This is a genomic window from Actinoplanes subglobosus, assembly GCF_042650585.1.
GTDB lineage: Bacteria > Actinomycetota > Actinomycetes > Mycobacteriales > Micromonosporaceae > Actinoplanes > Actinoplanes subglobosus.
Map to the genome: position 1 here is coordinate 487,496 of NZ_JBHSBL010000015.1, position 16,135 is coordinate 503,630.

The 16,135-nt window shown below is 70.5% G+C and carries 15 protein-coding genes; 4 read left to right on the forward strand and 11 right to left on the reverse strand.

Annotation, left to right across the window (positions count from 1 at the left end; all coding sequences use genetic code 11):
- Positions 1-38: 38 nt before the first annotated feature.
- The 9 genes from ACFO0C_RS16870 to ACFO0C_RS16910 form a co-directional block, all read right to left on the reverse strand.
- The gene (locus ACFO0C_RS16870; protein WP_378067578.1) at positions 39-383 is read right to left on the reverse strand and encodes a hypothetical protein; all 345 of its coding nucleotides are present in this window, start codon (positions 381-383) and stop codon (positions 39-41) included.
- A 34-nt stretch (positions 384-417) separates the two neighbouring features.
- The gene (locus tag ACFO0C_RS16875) at positions 418-795 is read right to left on the reverse strand and encodes a YccF domain-containing protein (RefSeq protein WP_378067579.1); all 378 of its coding nucleotides are present in this window, start codon (positions 793-795) and stop codon (positions 418-420) included.
- A 4-nt stretch (positions 796-799) separates the two neighbouring features.
- On the reverse strand, positions 800-2,215 hold the full coding sequence (locus tag ACFO0C_RS16880; RefSeq protein WP_378067580.1) for a two-component system sensor histidine kinase NtrB: 1,416 nt from the start codon (positions 2,213-2,215) through the stop codon (positions 800-802).
- A 99-nt stretch (positions 2,216-2,314) separates the two neighbouring features.
- The gene (locus ACFO0C_RS16885; RefSeq protein WP_378067581.1) at positions 2,315-3,649 is read right to left on the reverse strand and encodes an LLM class flavin-dependent oxidoreductase; all 1,335 of its coding nucleotides are present in this window, start codon (positions 3,647-3,649) and stop codon (positions 2,315-2,317) included.
- Complete coding sequence (locus ACFO0C_RS16890) at positions 3,642-4,376, reverse strand: ABC transporter ATP-binding protein (RefSeq protein ID WP_378067582.1); 735 nt, start codon at positions 4,374-4,376, stop codon at positions 3,642-3,644. The genes ACFO0C_RS16885 and ACFO0C_RS16890 overlap by 8 nt, the downstream gene beginning before the upstream one ends.
- Positions 4,352-5,191 (reverse strand): ABC transporter permease, encoded by an 840-nt coding sequence (locus tag ACFO0C_RS16895; protein ID WP_378067583.1) that lies wholly within the window; start codon positions 5,189-5,191, stop codon positions 4,352-4,354. Before ACFO0C_RS16895 ends, ACFO0C_RS16890 begins: the two co-directional genes overlap by 25 nt.
- A complete protein-coding gene (locus tag ACFO0C_RS16900; RefSeq protein WP_378067584.1) occupies positions 5,188-6,300 on the reverse strand; it encodes an ABC transporter substrate-binding protein in 1,113 nt (370 codons plus the stop codon). The genes ACFO0C_RS16895 and ACFO0C_RS16900 overlap by 4 nt, the downstream gene beginning before the upstream one ends.
- A gap of 90 nt (positions 6,301-6,390) precedes the next feature.
- A complete protein-coding gene (locus tag ACFO0C_RS16905; protein WP_378067585.1) occupies positions 6,391-7,641 on the reverse strand; it encodes an ROK family transcriptional regulator in 1,251 nt (416 codons plus the stop codon).
- Positions 7,642-7,646: 5 nt separating this feature from the next.
- Complete coding sequence (locus ACFO0C_RS16910) at positions 7,647-7,805, reverse strand: hypothetical protein (protein ID WP_378067586.1); 159 nt, start codon at positions 7,803-7,805, stop codon at positions 7,647-7,649.
- A 92-nt stretch (positions 7,806-7,897) separates the two neighbouring features.
- On the opposite strand from ACFO0C_RS16910, the gene ACFO0C_RS16915 reads away from it, so the two are divergent.
- The 3 genes from ACFO0C_RS16915 (at position 7,898) to ACFO0C_RS16925 (ending at position 11,179) form a co-directional block, all read left to right on the forward strand.
- Positions 7,898-9,127, forward strand: a complete 1,230-nt coding sequence (locus tag ACFO0C_RS16915; RefSeq protein WP_378067587.1) for a cation:proton antiporter domain-containing protein — start codon at positions 7,898-7,900, stop codon at positions 9,125-9,127.
- Positions 9,128-9,165: 38 nt separating this feature from the next.
- Positions 9,166-9,534, forward strand: a complete 369-nt coding sequence (locus ACFO0C_RS16920) for a ClpX C4-type zinc finger protein (RefSeq protein WP_378067588.1) — start codon at positions 9,166-9,168, stop codon at positions 9,532-9,534.
- 61 nt (positions 9,535-9,595) lie between these two features.
- Complete coding sequence (locus ACFO0C_RS16925) at positions 9,596-11,179, forward strand: GGDEF domain-containing protein (RefSeq protein WP_378067589.1); 1,584 nt, start codon at positions 9,596-9,598, stop codon at positions 11,177-11,179.
- On the opposite strand, the gene ACFO0C_RS16930 is transcribed toward ACFO0C_RS16925, so the two are convergent.
- Positions 11,169-12,782: a methyl-accepting chemotaxis protein gene (locus ACFO0C_RS16930; protein WP_378067590.1), complete on the reverse strand. Its 1,614-nt coding sequence runs from the start codon at positions 12,780-12,782 to the stop codon at positions 11,169-11,171. The genes ACFO0C_RS16925 and ACFO0C_RS16930 overlap by 11 nt on opposite strands.
- Before the next feature lie 97 nt (positions 12,783-12,879).
- Positions 12,880-14,259, reverse strand: coding sequence for a cellulase family glycosylhydrolase (locus tag ACFO0C_RS16935; RefSeq protein WP_378067591.1), 1,380 nt, complete (start codon positions 14,257-14,259; stop codon positions 12,880-12,882).
- Between the two features lie 204 nt (positions 14,260-14,463).
- Here ACFO0C_RS16935 and ACFO0C_RS16940 point away from each other — a divergent pair, with 204 nt between their 5' ends.
- Entirely contained in the window at positions 14,464-16,131 is a 1,668-nt protein-coding gene (locus ACFO0C_RS16940) for an ABC transporter substrate-binding protein (RefSeq protein ID WP_378067592.1), read from the forward strand.
- Positions 16,132-16,135 lie beyond the last annotated feature (4 nt).

Consider the following 16,135-nt stretch of genomic DNA (forward strand, 5'->3'; position numbering starts at 1 on the left):
GGCGCGGCGGGGGAGGAGGGCAGGGGAGGACCCGGCTCCTACACGCGCAACACACCCAGCCGGCTCAGGACGACGCCGGGAACCATCGATTCAGGGACGGGAAGAACAATTTCACAGCGCGGGTACGGCACCGCGGCGACGATCACCGGCCGGGCCCGCTGGCTGAGCCGTGGCGTCCAGTCGTTGCCGTGCCGGTGCTCGTGAGCGACCTCGTCGGCATGGGCCCGGTCGTCGCACGACGCCGCGACCGGACCGCCGCCGTGGTCGTGACGATGGTGCGCCGCGGCCGCCGAGAACAGCGCCGACGCGGACATCAGCAGCACCAGCATGACCAGCACCACGAAGCCGGAACGCCGGTTCGTCGGATGCTGGCGCGAGGTCACCGCTCCAGCGTACCGACCGCGCGGCGCGGCCGGATCAGTCGACGTCGACGATCTCGCGGCCCAGCGGCCACAGGGCGGCCGGGACCAGCTTGAAGTTGGCGATGCCGAACGGGATGCCGATGATCGTCACGCACTGGGCGACACCCGCGGTGATGTGGGCCAGGGCGATCCACCAGCCGAACAGGACCAGCCACAGGATGTTGGCGAGGCCGGAGGCGACACCGGCGTCGCGGCGGTCGACGATGGTCCGGCCGAACGGCCACAGCGAATACACCGCCAGGCGCATCGCCGCGACCCCGAACGGGATGGTCACGATCAGGGCGAAGCAGATGAGAGCGGCGAAGCCGTAGCCGATGGCGAGGACGAAACCGCTGCCGAAGATGAACCAGAGGATATTGAGGATCAAGCGCACGTGTTCATGATGAACCACCCGCGCCAAGCACCACCGGCGAGAGCGCCGGAGCCAGCGGCAGCCGGATCACGAAGGTGGTGCCGGCACCCGGCGACGAGTCGACACCGATCTGGCCGCCGGCGTCGGTGACGATCCCGTAGACGGTGGACAGGCCGAGCCCGGTGCCCCGGTCGGCCGGTTTCGTGGTGAAGAACGGTTCGAACAGCCGCTCCTTGACCTCGGCGGTCATCCCGGTACCGGTGTCACGGACCGTCATCTCGGCGTGGGTGGAGGTCCGGCCGGTCGCGATCACCACGTCGCCGCCGTCGGGCATCGCGTCGCGGGCGTTGATGACGAGGTTCATCAGGATCTGGTCGAGGCGGCCGCGGTTCGCCCGTACCGGGAGGGGCCCGGGATCCGGGCGGCAGGTCAGCCGGACCCGGCCGCCGATGCTGCGGCTCAGCAGCTCGCGGGCGTCGGTGACGACGTCGTTGAGGTCGACCGTCTCGACCTGGGTCGGTTCACGTTTGGCGAACAGCAGCAGCTGCCCGGTGAGGGTGCGGGCCCGGTCGGCGGCGTCGCGGATACGGGCCAGGTCGGCGGCCCCGTCCGGGGTGACCTCGTCGGCCATCAGGTCGGCGTAGTTCAGGATGATGGCGAGCAGGTTGTTGAAGTCGTGCGCGACACCGCCGGCGAGCTGGCCGAGACTCTCCATGCGCTCGGCGCGGATCCGTCGCTGTTTGTCGGTGACGTCGCGTTCGGTGGCCGCGGCGGCGACGATCCGGCCGCCGGCGTCCCGGATCGGCGTCACCGCCACGGAGACCAGCAGGTCGCTGCCGTCCCGGCGGATCCGGCGGACCTCGTCGAGGTGCAGCTGCCGGCCGGCGGCCAGGTCGGCGAGTGTCCGGTCGAGCACGTCGCGGCGTTCCGGCGGCAGGATCCGGCTGAAGTTACTGCCGACGATCTCCTGCGCGGTGTAACCGTAGAGGCGTTCGGCGGCACTGTTCCAGGTGGTGATGGTGCCGTCGAGAGCACTGCCGATGACCGCGTCGGACGACTGCTCGGCGAAGGCGGCGAGCATCTCCCGCTCCCGTGCCGCCTCCGCCGCGACGGCCTGCAGCCCGCGGTGGTGCCGGGCGAGCGCCCAGCTGATGATCGTGATAGTGATGATCACCAGCAGGCGCAGGGTCTGGTCGAGTGCGCCGAGCAGACCCTGCCAGGTGGAGATCGCTGCCGCCGCGGCGAACGCGTAGGCGCCGACCGCCAGGACGGCGACCGGGCTGGCGGAGGCGGCCGCGAGCGCCGGGCCGAGGGCCAGCATGCCGAAGGTGAGCATGCGGGGCGGTGTGGCGGCCGACAACGCCGCCAGCACCGTCACCAGCACCAGCGACGTCGCGACATACCTCGTTGCGCCGGCCGACAATCTCCATATCCGGGACATTCCTGAATTTTCACACGATAGGTACTTATCCGTGGAGGCGGCCGATCAACGCGTCACCGACCTCGACGCCGGTACGACCGGACGGGCGCGGCGGAATGCTCATCGGGCCACCGGTTCCAGGGAGTTCGCGGGCCGGGGAAGTCCGTAGTGCTCACGCAGCGTCGCGCCCGCGTAGTCGGTACGGAACCGGCCCCGCTCCTGCAGGATCGGCACCACCTTGTCGACGAAGGCGACCAGCCCGGACGGCAGCACCGCCGGCATGATGTTGAAGCCGTCGGCGGCCCCGTTGTCGGCCCACTCCTCGATCGTGTCGGCGACCTGTGCCGGGGTGCCGGCGAAGGTGCGGTGTCCGCGGCCGCCGCCGAGACGGCCGATCAGCTGGCGGACCGTCAGGTTCTCCCGGCGGGCCAGGTCGACGATGAGCGTGAAGCGGCTCTTCGCGCCCTCGATCTCGTCCTCGGTCGGCAGGTTGTCCGGCAGCGGCTCGTCCAGCGGCAGATCGGCCGGCGTCAGGTGGAATCGCTCGGCGAGCTGCGCGACGGCGTACCCGGGGCTGATCAGCCGTTCCAGTTCGGCGTCGAGCTCCCGGGCCTCGGCCGGGGTGTCGCCGATGACCGGCACGATCCCGGGCAGGATCTTGACACCGTCCGGGTCGCGGCCGAGCGCCGCGGCCCGCTGTTTGAGGTCGCGGTAGAACGCCTGCCCCTCGGCCAGGGTCTGCTGGGCGGTGAAGACGGCCTCGGCCCACCGGGCGGCGAAGTCCTTGCCGTCCTCCGAGGACCCGGCCTGCACCAGCAGCGGCCAGCCCTGCGGCGATCGCGGCACGTTGAGCGGCCCGTCGACCCGGAAGAACCGCCCCCGATGGTTGATCGCGCGGACCTTCCCGGCGTCGGCGTGCACACCCGCGTCCTTGTCGGCCACGACGGCGTCGTCGGCCCAGCTGTCCCACAGTTTCGTGGCGACGTCGAGGAACTCGTCGGCCCGGTCGTACCGCTCCCGGTGCAGGGGCACGTCGTCGAGGCCGAAGTTGCGGGCCGCGTCGGCTCCGGCGGTGGTCACGATGTTCCACCCGGCGCGGCCGTCCGACACGTGGTCGAGGGACGAGAAACGGCGGGCCAGGTTGTACGGCTCGTTGTACGACGTCGAAGCGGTGGCGATCAGGCCGATCCGCGAGGTGACACCGGCCAGCGCGGTCAGCAGCACGGTCGGCTCCAGCTTGCCGGTCGGCCGGCGGCCGGGATCGCCCTGCTGGACCGGGCTGTCGGCCAGGAACAGCGAGTCCAGCTTCCCACGCTCGGCGACCCGGGCCAGGTCCTGGTAGTGCCGGACGCTCCACCCCGCGTACGGGTCGCTCTCCGGCAGCCGCCACGACGCCTCGTGGTGGCCGACGCTCATCAGGAACGCGTTGAGGTGCAGTTTCCGCTTCTCAGGCATCGGCGGCCACCCCCAACCGGTCCAGCAGCAGGCTCCGCAGCGCGGCGAACCCGGCGTCGGAGCGGGACCGGTTCGCCAGCTCGACCCGCACGTCGGTGTCGACCACGCCGGCGTCCAGCAGGATCACCCGGTCGGCGAGCACGATGGCCTCGTCGACGTCGTGGGTGACCAGCAGTACCGCCGGCCGATGGGCCTCGCAGAGTTTGCGCAGCAGGGCGTGCATGCGAATCCGGGTGAGAGCGTCCAGCGCACCGAACGGCTCGTCGGCGAGCAGCAGTTGCGGTTCGCGGACCAGCGAGCGCGCCAGGGCGGCTCGCTGTTGCTCACCCCCGGAGAGTTCGTACGGCCACGCGCGCTCCCGTCCCGCGAGCCCCACCTCGGCCAGCGCCTGTCGCCCACGGTCACCGGCGTCCGGCCCGCGCAGGCCGAACGTGACGTTGTCGAGGATCCGTTTCCACGGCAGCAGCCGCGAGTCCTGGAACACCACCGACACCTGCTCCGGCACCGAGATCCGGCCGTGCCCGGACACGTCCCGGTCGAGCCCGGCCAGCGCCCGCAGCAGGGTGCTCTTGCCGGTGCCGGAGCGCCCGATCAGGGCCACGAACTCGCCTGGCGCGATGTCCAGGTCGAGCCCGTTGAGCACGCCGCCGTCTTTGTTGAAGCTGCGGTGCAGCCCCCGGACCCGGACCGCCGGCGCGGTGGTCAGCCCTCCAGCGTCTGCCGCCATGACAGCACCCTCCTCGCGGTGAGACGGACGGCGCTGTCGGCGCAGTAGCCGAAGACGCCGTAGATGACCAGGCCGACCACGATCACGTCGGTCTGCCCGTACTGCTCGGCCAGCGTGATCATGTGGCCGATGCCGGCGACCGCGTTGTACTGCTCGACCACGACCAGGCCCAGCAGCGACGACGTGACCGCGAACCGCATGCCGAGCAGGAACCCGGGCAGCGCCCCCGGCAGCACCACGTGCCGCACGAACTCGCCCCGGCTGATCCCGATCGTCTCGGCCAGCTCGGCGTACCGCCCGTCGATCGACCGCAGCCCGTTGTGCGTGTGGATGTAGATCGGCACCAGGCTGATCAGCGCGATCGTGATGATCTTCATCTCCTGGCCGATGCCGAACCAGGCGATGAACAGCGGGATCACCGCGAGCGTCGGCACCGACCGTTTGATCTGGATCGGCCCGTCGATCAGCGACTCGCCGATCCGCGACAGGCCGGACAGGACCGCCAGCACCGCGCCGGTGACCACGCCCAGGGTCAGGCCGATCGCCGAGCGTTGCAGCGACGACAGGATGTTGCCGAGCAGGTCGTGGTTGACCCACTGGTCCTCGAAGGCGATCACCACGTCCCACGGCGCGGACAGGATGGCCGGTTTGATGACGCCGGTCGCGGAACCGGCCGACCAGAGGGCCAGGGCGAGAGCCGGGCCGATCCAGAACGCGAACCGGATGCGGCGGCCGGGGCCGAGACGACGGCGTACGACCCGCGCGTCGACCTCGTCGGCGACGGTGACCGGGGGAGTGTGCAGGGTGGCGGTCACGACGCCTCCCCGGTGACGACCTCGTCGCCGGCGGCGGCCGCCTGCACCGGCTCGAACCGGCGGTCGATCAGCGTCGTCACGTCGAGCTTGTCGTGCTTCTGTTCGGTGGCGAGCAGGTCGGCGGTCTCCTGGAGACGGGTGATCGCGGCGTCCCAGCTCGCCGGGATGCCCTTGGTCCCGCCGATCTCGACGACCGCCCTGGCGTCCGCCTCGCTCAGGCCCTGGGTGTCCTGGTAATACGCCTTCGCGTACTCGGCCGGGTGGTCGTTGGCCCACAGCAGGGCCTTGGTGCGCACGCCGATGTAGGTCTTCAGCGCCGCGGCCTTGTTCGCGTCCTCGACCGCCGAGGTGAGGCAGTACAGGGTGGACGCGTCGTCCCGGATACCGGTGAAGATCGACGAGGAGCCCGGGTACTTCGCCTCGTACAGCTTGATGTTCTGCGCGCCGATCGGTGCGACGTCGACGGCCTTGCTGCCCAGCGCGGTCACGTAGGAGTCGCCGGTGCTGGTCAGCTCGACCAGCTGCACGTCGGACTGGGACAGCCCGGCCTTCTGCAGCACCCGCAGGACCAGGGCGCCCTGTGCCTGACCGGCGCTGTAGGCGATCTTCTTGCCCCGCAGGTCGGCCAGGGACGTGACGCTCACCCCGGGCGCGACGCCCAGCTTGTAGATCGGGTGCGCCAGCGGGTCGATGGTGACCGACTGGAACACGATCTTCGTGGAGGTGCCGGTCCATGCGGCGAACAGCGACGGGATGTCCGCGACCGCGCTGCAGTCCAGCTTGTCGGCGCGGAACGCCTGGATGCTCTGTGGGCCGCCGCTGATGTTGGCCCACTCGATCTCCACGCCCGCGGCGGAGAGCTCCTTGTCCAGCCCGGAGGCGCCGACGATGGCCTGGATCTGCGGGTCGCCGAGGCGGAGCACCGTGCCGCTGGGTACGGCGTCCGGCAGCGCGGCGGTCAGCTCCAGTTTGGTGGCGGCCGGTTCCTCCGAACAGCCGGCGGCGAGGGTGAGCACGGTGGCCAGCGCGGCGCCGACGGCGACACCGGCCGGGCGGCGGCGGAAGATCTGACGGAAGAAAGCGGCGTCGACGGAGACGGCGACGGTCATGGTGATGCTCCTGTCCTGCGACTTAATTCATACTATGCAGCTAGGATCAGTAGGTGAACCATGCACCGTTGTGAATTAAGTTCGGGCAGTTCAGGACGCTTTGAGGTGCGCCTGGAGATCGAGTGGAGACGCGTAGACCTGGTCGAGAGCGACCGATCCGCCGGCCACCGCCAGCACCGCGCCCGGGAAACTCGACGGGCACACCACCCGGTCCACGCCGGCGCCCGCCGACGACCTGGCCGCGATCTCCGCCCGCAGCATCGCCAGGCTCCCGGGCAGCTGGTTGGCGCCCGCCTCGGCGACGATCAGCACCTCCGGGTCGAAGAGGTCCAGCAGCAGTGCGGCCGCCCGGCCCACCAGCCGGGCCCGCTCCCGCAGCAGTGCCACGGCGCCCGCGCTGCCCGCCGCGGCAGCCTCCACCAGCGCCGGGATCTCCGGCCGGTCGATCAGCCGGTCGGCCAGCGCCCGCCGGATCAGCACCCGCTCGGACACCGCCGCCTGCAGGCACCCGACCCGCCCGCACGAGCACGCCTCCCGGCAGCCCTCCACCGGCAGGTGCGCGACGGCGCCCGACGCCGACCGCGGTCCCTGATGGACCGCCCCGCCGGTCGCGAACGCCACGTCCACCACGTTGCCGACGAACAGGTGCACGGCACTCTCCCGGGCCCGGACCGCCACGTCACCGAACAGCAGCTCACCACGCAGCAGCGCCCGCGAGTTGGTGTCGGCCCGCACCGGCAGCCCGGTCACCGCCGCCAGCTCCGCCGCGATCGGCACGTCCCGCCAGCCCAGAGCCGGATGCTCGACGATCGTCCCGTTCGGCGAGTCCACCCAGCCGCCGGTCGCCACACCCAGCCCCAGGATCCGCCGCCGAGACGCGTGCCGCCGCCGGAGCGCCGCGATCAGGGCCGCCACCGCGGCGATCACGCTCGCCGGGTCGGTCCGCCCGTGCGGCTCGGTCGACTGCGCGACGATCCGGCCGCGCAGGTCCAGCAGGGACACCGTGATCCGCGGAACCGCGATGTGCACACCGATCACCGCGGGCCCACCGCCCGGCAGATCCAGCGGCACGTGCGGCCGGCCGATCCCCGGCGGGCCGGCCGCCTCCGGCACCTCACGCACCAGGCCGCGCTCCAGCAGCGACCCGACCACGCCGGACACCGACGCCGGCGACAGCCCGGTCGCCCGCGCCACCGAACTGCGCGCGATCGGCCCATGATCGAGAACCGCGCGCAGCACCGCCCCGGCCGAGTCGCGCGACCGGCGTGCCCCGGGCGACGGCAGGTCTCCGCGCCGGGTCGTGCGCCGGCCGTCGATCATCCGGCCAGCGTAAATCGCCACGCACGTCAATGTCGCGTCCGGTTACCGGTCGTTTCACGGTCGGTAACATCGACCGCGACTGTCACGAGCGGCGCGGCATGATCGTCCCTGTCGCGCAGCGTGGCGAGCCGCCCCTCGTACTCCTCGGCGTCGATCTCACCGCGCGCGAACCGTGCGGCCAGCACCTTCCCGGTGTTCCCCCGGCCGGCGGCCGTTTCGGCGATTGCGAGGACCATCAGGACCCGGCCTGGGTACGGTCGGTCGCGGGGCCGCAGCGATGATTCTCAGTCTGGTCGTGCTCGCGGCGATCACCGGAGCGTGGGCGCTGCTCGCCGGGCGTCTGCGCCGCGCGCATGTGCGGCTGCCGTTCGTGATGGTGCTGGCCGGGATCGTGACCGGTCTGGTGCCCGGCAACACCGTGGTCGAGACGCTCGACTCGACCGTCGCCCAGCACGGTGCCGAGGTGATCCTGGCCGTGCTGCTGTTCGTCGACGCCGGCAAGATCGGCGGAGGGCGCCTCCTCGGGGACGAGCCGGCTCTGGCCGTACGCCTGCTGCTCGTCGCTCTGCCGTTGAGTGTCGCCGCGGCGTTCCTGCTCGGCGCGGTGCTGCTGCCCGGCGCCCTGACCTGGCCGGCCCTGCTGCTGATCGCCTGCATGCTGGTGCCGATCGATCTGGCGCCGGCCGAATCGCTGCTGGCCGGCGGTTTCCTGCCGGCCCGGGTGCGGGGTGTGCTCAGTGTCGAGAGCGGCTACAACGACGGTCTCGTCTCGCCGGTGTTCGCGTTCGCCCTGATCCTGGCGGGCACGTCGGCCGCCGCGGACACCCCGCTCGAAGCGCTCGGCGCGGCCCTGCCCAGCGCCGCCATCGCGATCGTCTCCGGTCTGCTGATCGGTGGCACGGTCGCCTCCCTGATGAACCTGGCCGAGCACGCCGAGTGGATGACCGGCCAGTCCCGGCGTATCGCCGTGGTGGTGGCGCCGCTGCTCACCTACGCCGCGACGGTCGCCGTGGGCGGCAACGGGTTCGTGGCGTCGTTCGTCTGCGGCATCACCTTCCGCTACCTGCGGGAGATCGTTCCGCGACGCAACCTGAAGGCCGTGCACATCGAGCACGACCTCCAGCTGCTGGAGGACCTGACCGCGTTGCTCACCATCGGCATGTGGCTCTACCTCGGCAACGCCGTCGTCTTGACGCTGCGTGACGGAGTGACCGGGCCGGTGGTGGTGTTCTGCCTGGCCGTGCTGACCGTGGTCCGGTTCCTGCCGGTGCTGGCCGCCACCGTCGGCACGAGCCTGAGCCGCGGGGAGCGCCTGGCCCTGGCGGCCGTCGGACCGCGCGGCACCTCCTCGGTCGTCTTCGGGCTGCTCGCCTTCAACGACCTGCCGTCCGGCGAACTGGCCGGCACCGCACTCACCGCGATGACCGTCACCGTCGTCGCCGGTGTGCTCCTCTTCGGTGTCGGCCCCGCTGTGCTTCCCCGCACCCGCTCGTCAGGTGTAGCCTGACGCCGTCAGGGTGTGCCTGACAACTCCGGGGAGGCGTGATGACCGACGTCGGACTCAACTGTTCGTTCTGCGCCAAGCCGGCCGAGGCGGTCGAGAAGCTGATCGCCGGGCCGGGGGTCTACATCTGCAACGAGTGCGTCGGCCTCTGCAACGACGTGCTCGGCATCGAGCAGCAGCGCGCTCCGGACGAGCCGTCCACGCCGCTGCCGGTGTGGGAGGAGTCGATGACCGACGAGCAGATCCTCGAGGTGCTGCCCCGGATCGCCGCCGTCGGCGTGCAGACCGAGGCGAGCCTGCAGCGGCTGGTCACCATCCTGCGCGAGCGGCGGGTGACATGGGCGCGGATCGGGGCCGCGCTGGCCATCACCCGGCAGTCGGCGTGGGAGCGGTTCTCCGGCGAGGAGTGAATCCCTAACGTGCGGGCCCGGCCGGCCGATCAGGCGTCTGGGCTCTGCGGAAGGTGCGGTGATGGTGGTTCTGGCGCTGACGGCACTCTTCGCCGCGGCGGCAGCCGTCGCCGGCACGGTGTTCGCGATCGCGTGGCGGCGCCGGGCCGAGGCGCCCGGCTTCGGGTCGATCGCCCTCGTCGCGGCCGGGGCCGCCTGGTGGTCGGCCGCCTCCACGGCGCCGCTGTTCCTGCGCGACCACACACTGATGATGATCGGTCTGTCGGTGCCCTACCTCGGCGTCTGCCTGCTGGTGGCGGGTTGGTGGGCGACCGCGCGGGCGCTGACCGACCGGTTCTGGACCATCAGCCGGCGCGCGACGGTCCTCCTGGCGATCGAGCCGGTCCTGTGCCTGCTGGCGCTGGCCACCAATCCGTGGCACCACCAGTTCATCCAGCGGCTCAAACCGACCGTCATCGACGGTGCGCTCGCCGCCGTGTTCGGACCGCTGTTCTGGGTGCACACCCTCTATTCGTACGTGCTGATCGGCTATTCGGCCTTCATCGTCATCCGCGTCTACATCCGGGAGACCGGCCGCTACCGGGGCTATCTGCTGGTGGTCCTGACCAGCCTGCCCAGTGGCGTGATCAACATGGCGGGCATCCTCGCCGGCGGCCGGATCATCGATCTCACCGCGGTCGGCTTCGCAATGACCGCCCCCGTCATCTACTGGCTGGTGGCCCGCCAGTCGATGCCGGCGCTCGCCCCGGTCGCCCACCAGGAGGTGATCCGGAACATGGACGACGCCGTCATCGTGCTCGACCCCGGCCAGCGCCTGGTCTTCACCAACCCGGCCGCCAACCGGTTCCTGCTGCGCCTCGGCCTGGCCACCGAGGAGGACGGCCGGGTGCGGCTCCCCGAGCGGATCACCGGCCTGTCGCCCGGCGCCGAGGGCAGGCACCTGCTCCGCGACGTCCACGGTTCCGGCATCGACTTCGACGTGCGGGTCAGCCCGCTGCGCGACGGGCGCGGGAAGACCGCCGGAGCGATCATGGTGGCCCGTGACGTCACCGAGCAGAACCGGCAGCGCGAACAGGCCGAACGCGCCAACGAGCAGCTGCGCACCCAGCTCGCCACGATCGAGGCGCTGCGCGCGAGCCTCGCCGACCAGGCCGCCCGCGACTACCTCACCGGGCTCTTCAACCGGCGGCACCTGATGGGCGAGCTGACCACCGCGCTGCGGGCCGGCGCCGGCTTCGCCATCGCCCTGATCGACATCGACCACTTCAAGAGGATCAACGATGGGTACGGCCACAACACCGGCGACGACGTGCTGACGCGGGTGGCCGGTCACCTGGTCCGCTACCTGGCACCCGGTGACGTGGCCGCCCGCTACGGCGGTGAGGAGTTCGCGCTGCTCCTGCACGGTGTCTCCGGTGACGAGGCCGCCGCCCGGGTCGACGACCTGCGCCGTACCGTCGCGGCCGCCCCGATCCCGGCCGGTGCCGGGCCCCCGCTGACGGTGACCTTCAGCGCCGGCGTGGCGGTGGCGGACGGCCGCCGCTCCGCCGTCGAGTTGATCCACGAGGCCGACGTGGCGCTCTACACGGCGAAGACGAACGGCCGTAACCGTGTCGAGCGGGCGACGACCCCGGTCAGAGGGTGAATCCGGAGACCAGTTCACGCAGCTCGTTGCTGGTGCGGCTGAGGGTTCCGGCGTTCTCCCGGGCCTTGGTGGCGATCGTCGTGGTGGCGCCGACCGCCCCGGCCACCCCGGCGATGTTGACCGCGATGTCGGCGCTGCTGTCGGCCACCTCGGTCACGTTGCGGCTCATCTCGCTGGTGGTGGCGGTCTGCTCCTCGACGGCCGCGGCGATCAGGGTCTGGAAGTCGCTGATCCGGGCGACCACGTCACCGATCTGGCTGATCGCGCCGACCGCCTCGTGCGAGTCCGTCTGGATCGCCTTGACCAGCCGGGAGATCTCGTCGGTGGCCCGTGCGGTCTCCTGGGACAGCTCCTTGACCTCGCCGGCCACCACGGCGAACCCCTTGCCGAGCTCGCCGGCGCGGGCGGCCTCGATCGTGGCGTTCAGGGCGAGCAGGTTGGTCTGTTCGGCGATCTTGGTGATCATGGCGACCACGTTGCCGATCTCGATCGACGAGTCGCCGAGCTTGCCGACGGTCTGGTTGGTCTGCTCGACCACGGTGACGGCCTCGCCGGCGACCCGGGCCGCCGCACCGGCGTTGCGGGCGATCTCGTCGATCGCCTGGGTCATCTCGGCGCTGCCGGCCTGGAGGGTCTGCACGTTGCCGGAGACGTGACCGGCCGAGTCGGCGACGGTCGCGGCCTGCGAGTCCATCTCGGTGCTGGCGTCGGCGATCTGCTCGGAGACGGCCGACAGCTCGTGCGACGCGCTGGCGACGGCGCCGGCGTGCCCGGCGATCGCCGAGACGGTGGCCCGCAGTGAGGCGGCGGTCTCGTTGACGGCGTCGCCGAGGCGGCCCAGCTCGTCGCCGCGCTTCAGGTCGACGCTGACGGTCAGGTCGCGGTCGGCCAGGCGCCGCAACGCCGCGACGACGGTGGCCAGCGGGCCGACCACGGACCGGGTGACCCAGACGCCCATCAGGACCGCGACCAGGACGGCCAGTGCCAGCGTCACGCCGAGCATGGTCAGTGCCGTGGTCCGGACCTGGTCGACCTCGGCCCGCAGCGCCTCGACCCGGGCGTTGACGGACTCGTCCAGCGCCGCGGTGATGTCCAGGACCTTGCCGTACGCCGCCGACGCCTCACCGCCGTTGACGCTGTCCATCGTCTTGGCGAGCGCCGCCCGGTTGTCGGCGGACAGCCACTCGTCCAGCTTCTCGTCCCAGGTGAAGAACTCGTCCCAGGCCGGCGCGAGGTCGTCGAACCCAGCCCGTTCCTCGGCGGTCATGCCGGCGGTGTTCGTCGCCTCCAGCCCCTCGTAGAGGGCCTTCTTCGACTTGATTTCACCCTGCCGGTTGTAGCCGTCGGCGCCGGTGGCGTAGGCGTACCCGTACGCCGCGACGTCGGAGATCCACAGGCCCTGCCAGCCGGTCACGTCGGCGGCGTTGTACTTGGCGTCCTGGATGTCGTCGCGGAGTTGCTCCAGGACGGCGAGTTCCCGTTCGGCCGCTGCCTGCTGGCGCAGGCCCCACCAGCCGGCTCCGGCGGAGGTGACGATGAGGGCGGTCAGGGCACAGTAGGAGACGGCGAGACGCTTGCCGACACTGACATCACCGATACGCACGAGGGCTCCTAGTCGAGGCGATTCCCCTCGTTCGGGCGTGGCGTGGTCAGGCTGAGAGAAAGCGCCGCGGGGGTGGCCCCGCGGCGCTGTTTCACGCTCAGGCTGCGGCGCAGGTCACAGCCGGTTTGCTGTTCGTTGCGCCGCGGGAGGCGGTGAAGCCCCAGCTGGTCTCGGCGCCGGCCGCGAGCTTGCCGTTGTAGGCGGCGTTGCGGGCGGTCACCGTCTCACCGGAGGTGGTGACGGTCGCGTTCCACGTGTTGGTGAAGCGCTGCCCGTTGGGCCACGTCCACGTGACGGTCCAGCTGTTGATCGCGCTGCTGCCCGCCTTGACCGTGACGTTGCCCTGGAAGCCGCTGGTCCAGTCGTTGGTGACGGTGTAGGCGGCGGTGCAGCCACCGGCCGGCGGGTTGCTGGGCGAGGTCGACGGCGACGGTGGGTTCGACGGGGACGGCGACGACGAACCGCTGGGCGACGGCGACGTGGTGCCGCCGTAGACGCTGGCCTCCTTCGAGGTGGCCTTGATGCCGTTGGCGCCGTTGAAGAGCCGCTGGCCCCAGCTGGTCAGCTGGGCCGGGTCGAAGTTGGTGACCATGTCGAGGTACTCGACGCCGCCGCCGTTACCGGACCAGGACCAGCCGAGGTAGCCGATGCCGAGCTGCTGGCTGGTGGCCAGGATGGTGTCCTCGTCGGGGTTGCCGTCGGAGTGGTTGTGCCCGAACTCGCCGACCACGATCGGCAGGCCGGCGGTCTGGAAACGGCCCAGGTAGTCGTTGATCTCCGCGGCGGTGTCGAACACGCCGTACATGTGGATCGAGAAGACGGTGTTGCGGTTGGGGTCGGCGGCGAACACCGAGGCGGCGTTGTCACGCATGATGAACTGCCAGTCCTGACCCCAGTTGGGTGCGTCGACCATGATCTGGTGCTGGAACCCGGCGGCCCGCAGCCGGCTGATCGCGGACTTGGTGTCGGCGGTCCAGCTGGTGGAGGCGGTGCCGTTGCCGTACGGCTCGTTGCCGATGTTCAGGATGACGAAGTTCTCCTGGCCGGTGAGCGCGCTCTTCACCGAGATCCAGTAGTCGACGGCCTGGGCGAGGGTGGCGGCGCCGGACTGCTCGCCGTAACCGGTGGTGTCGTGCACCTCGAGCACGCAGATCAGCCGGTTGGCCTTGCACTGGGTGATCACGTTGCTGACGTCGGACGCCGAGTTCGCGGTCCAGCGCTGGCCGCTGGCGAGCACCACCCGGACGGTGTTGGCGCCGAGGGCCTTGATGTCGGCCAGCGACTTGCTGGTCTGGCTCGCGTACCAGGTGTGGGCGTGGTTGACGCCGCGCATCACGAACGTGTTGCCGTTGGCGTCCAGGATGCGGGTGCCGGAGACGGTGAATCCGGCGGCGGCCTGCGCGGGCTGGGCGAGGGTGACGACCGCTGCGGCGGCGGTCAGGACGGCCGCGAGGCCGCCCCACCATTTGGCTTTCATGGGGATTCCTCCCTGTCCGCCTGGGGACGGCGGCGGACAGATGTCGGGGACGGTCGTCGAGAATCTAAAATGGCTTAACTAAGCCGGTCAAGAGGCTGAAGGCTAATGATCTTCGATGGGAATCCGCGCTTGACATCGCAAACTTAAGCCGCTTAATAATGAGCGACATCGAAGTTGATCCCTGCCTGGAACGAGGACCCGCCGATGAAGAAGACCGTCGCGGCTGCCGCCGTGGTGGCGCTCGCGCTTGCCGGCTGCTCCGGCTCCGGCGACGAGACCAAGCCGGATGCCGCGAACAGCTCGATCACCATCTTCAACGGCGCGAACGGCACGATCGTGGAGAACTGGAATCCGTTCTCACCGACGCAGCTGCAGCCCACCAACGGCACCATGCACGAGGCGCTGTTCTGGTACAACGTGGCCTCCGAGGCGCCGCCCGCGCCGATGCTGGGCACCGCCTTCCAGTGGAACGCCGACGGCACCGAGCTGACCGTCACCACTCGCGACGGCGTCACCTGGAACGACGGTCAGCCGTTCAGCGCCAAGGACGTGGCGTTCACCTTCGACCTGATCCGGCGTACCAAGGCGATCAACGCGACCGGGCTCGATCTCAAGTCGTCGGTGGCCAAGGACGACAAGACCGCGGTCCTCACCTTCGGCAGCAAGTCGTTCACCGACGAGGCGTCGATCATCGGCCACACCCCGATCGTCCCGGAGCACGTCTGGAGCAATATCGACGACCCGGCGAAGACCATCAACCCGAACCCGGTCGGCACCGGGCCGTACAAGCTGAAGTCCTTCTCCTCGCAGAGCTACGTCCTGGAGAAGAACCCGAACTACTGGCAGCAGGGCAAACCGCAGATCCAGAACGTCCGCTACATCTCGCTGGCCACCGCCGACGCCGCGAGTGCCGCGCTCACCGCCGGCCAGGTCGACTGGATGAGCTCCTTCCTGCCCGGCCTGGACCAGCTGCTGAAGAACCACAAGGACCTGTCGTACGTGAACACGCCGGTCCTCACCGCGTCGATCTTCACGTGTTCGAGCACCTCCTACGGATGCTCCGGCCCGCAGACCGACACCGCCGTGCGCCAGGCCATCTACCACGCGATCAACCGCGACCAGCTCAACAAACTGGCCGGCGGTGGGTACGCCGGAGTCGCCTCGCCGACGCTGCTGCTGCCCGAGCGTGACAAGAAGTGGATCGCCGACCCCACCCAGGTGACCATCCCCGGCACGCCGGACGTGGCGAAGGCCAACCAGATCCTCGACGCGGCCGGCTGGGTCAAGGGCGGCGACGGCATCCGCAGCAAGGACGGCCAGCGGCTGTCCCTGACCATCCAGACCGTCACCGGGTGGAGCGACTTCATCTCGCTCAACGACGCCATGGGCCAGCAGCTCAAGGAGGCCGGCATCGAGCTCAAGCCGACCCAGCTGTCCTGGAACGAGTGGAACAACAACCAGGTGCAGGGCCGCTACCAGCTGTCCCTCGACTCGATCGGCCTCGGTGCCAACTCCAACCCGTACCACACCTACCAGGCCAAGTACGCCACCGTGACCACGGCGAAGGTCGGCGAGGCGGCACAGACCAGCGGCAACTTCGCCCGCTACAGCAACCCGGCCGTCGACGCCGCGCTCGAGATCGCCGGCGGCACCAACGACGAGGCCGCGCAGAAGGAGCAGTACACGATCATCCAGAAGGAGATCGTGCGGGACCTGCCGTACATCCCGATCTACGTGAACTCGCTGCTCACCGAGTTCAACACGAGCCGCGCCACCGGCTGGCCGACGAACGACAACAAGTACGCGCTGCCCGCCTCCTGGAAGATCTGGGACAACGGCATCGTCCTGGCCAACCTGCAGCCCGCCAAGTAGCCGT

Bases quoted from the DNA above. Each gene is read 5' to 3' on its own strand.
- ACFO0C_RS16880 (WP_378067580.1), bottom strand. From the start codon at position 2,215: ATGTCCCGGATATGGAGATTGTCGGCCGGCGCAACGAGGTATGTCGCG.
- ACFO0C_RS16885 (WP_378067581.1), bottom strand. From the start codon at position 3,649: ATGCCTGAGAAGCGGAAACTGCACCTCAACGCGTTCCTGATGAGCGTC.
- ACFO0C_RS16890 (WP_378067582.1), bottom strand. From the start codon at position 4,376: ATGGCGGCAGACGCTGGAGGGCTGACCACCGCGCCGGCGGTCCGGGTC.
- ACFO0C_RS16900 (WP_378067584.1), bottom strand. From the start codon at position 6,300: ATGACCGTCGCCGTCTCCGTCGACGCCGCTTTCTTCCGTCAGATCTTC.
- ACFO0C_RS16915 (WP_378067587.1), top strand. From the start codon at position 7,898: ATGATTCTCAGTCTGGTCGTGCTCGCGGCGATCACCGGAGCGTGGGCG.
- ACFO0C_RS16920 (WP_378067588.1), top strand. From the start codon at position 9,166: ATGACCGACGTCGGACTCAACTGTTCGTTCTGCGCCAAGCCGGCCGAG.
- ACFO0C_RS16925 (WP_378067589.1), top strand. From the start codon at position 9,596: ATGGTGGTTCTGGCGCTGACGGCACTCTTCGCCGCGGCGGCAGCCGTC.
- ACFO0C_RS16935 (WP_378067591.1), bottom strand. From the start codon at position 14,259: ATGAAAGCCAAATGGTGGGGCGGCCTCGCGGCCGTCCTGACCGCCGCC.
- ACFO0C_RS16940 (WP_378067592.1), top strand. From the start codon at position 14,464: ATGAAGAAGACCGTCGCGGCTGCCGCCGTGGTGGCGCTCGCGCTTGCC.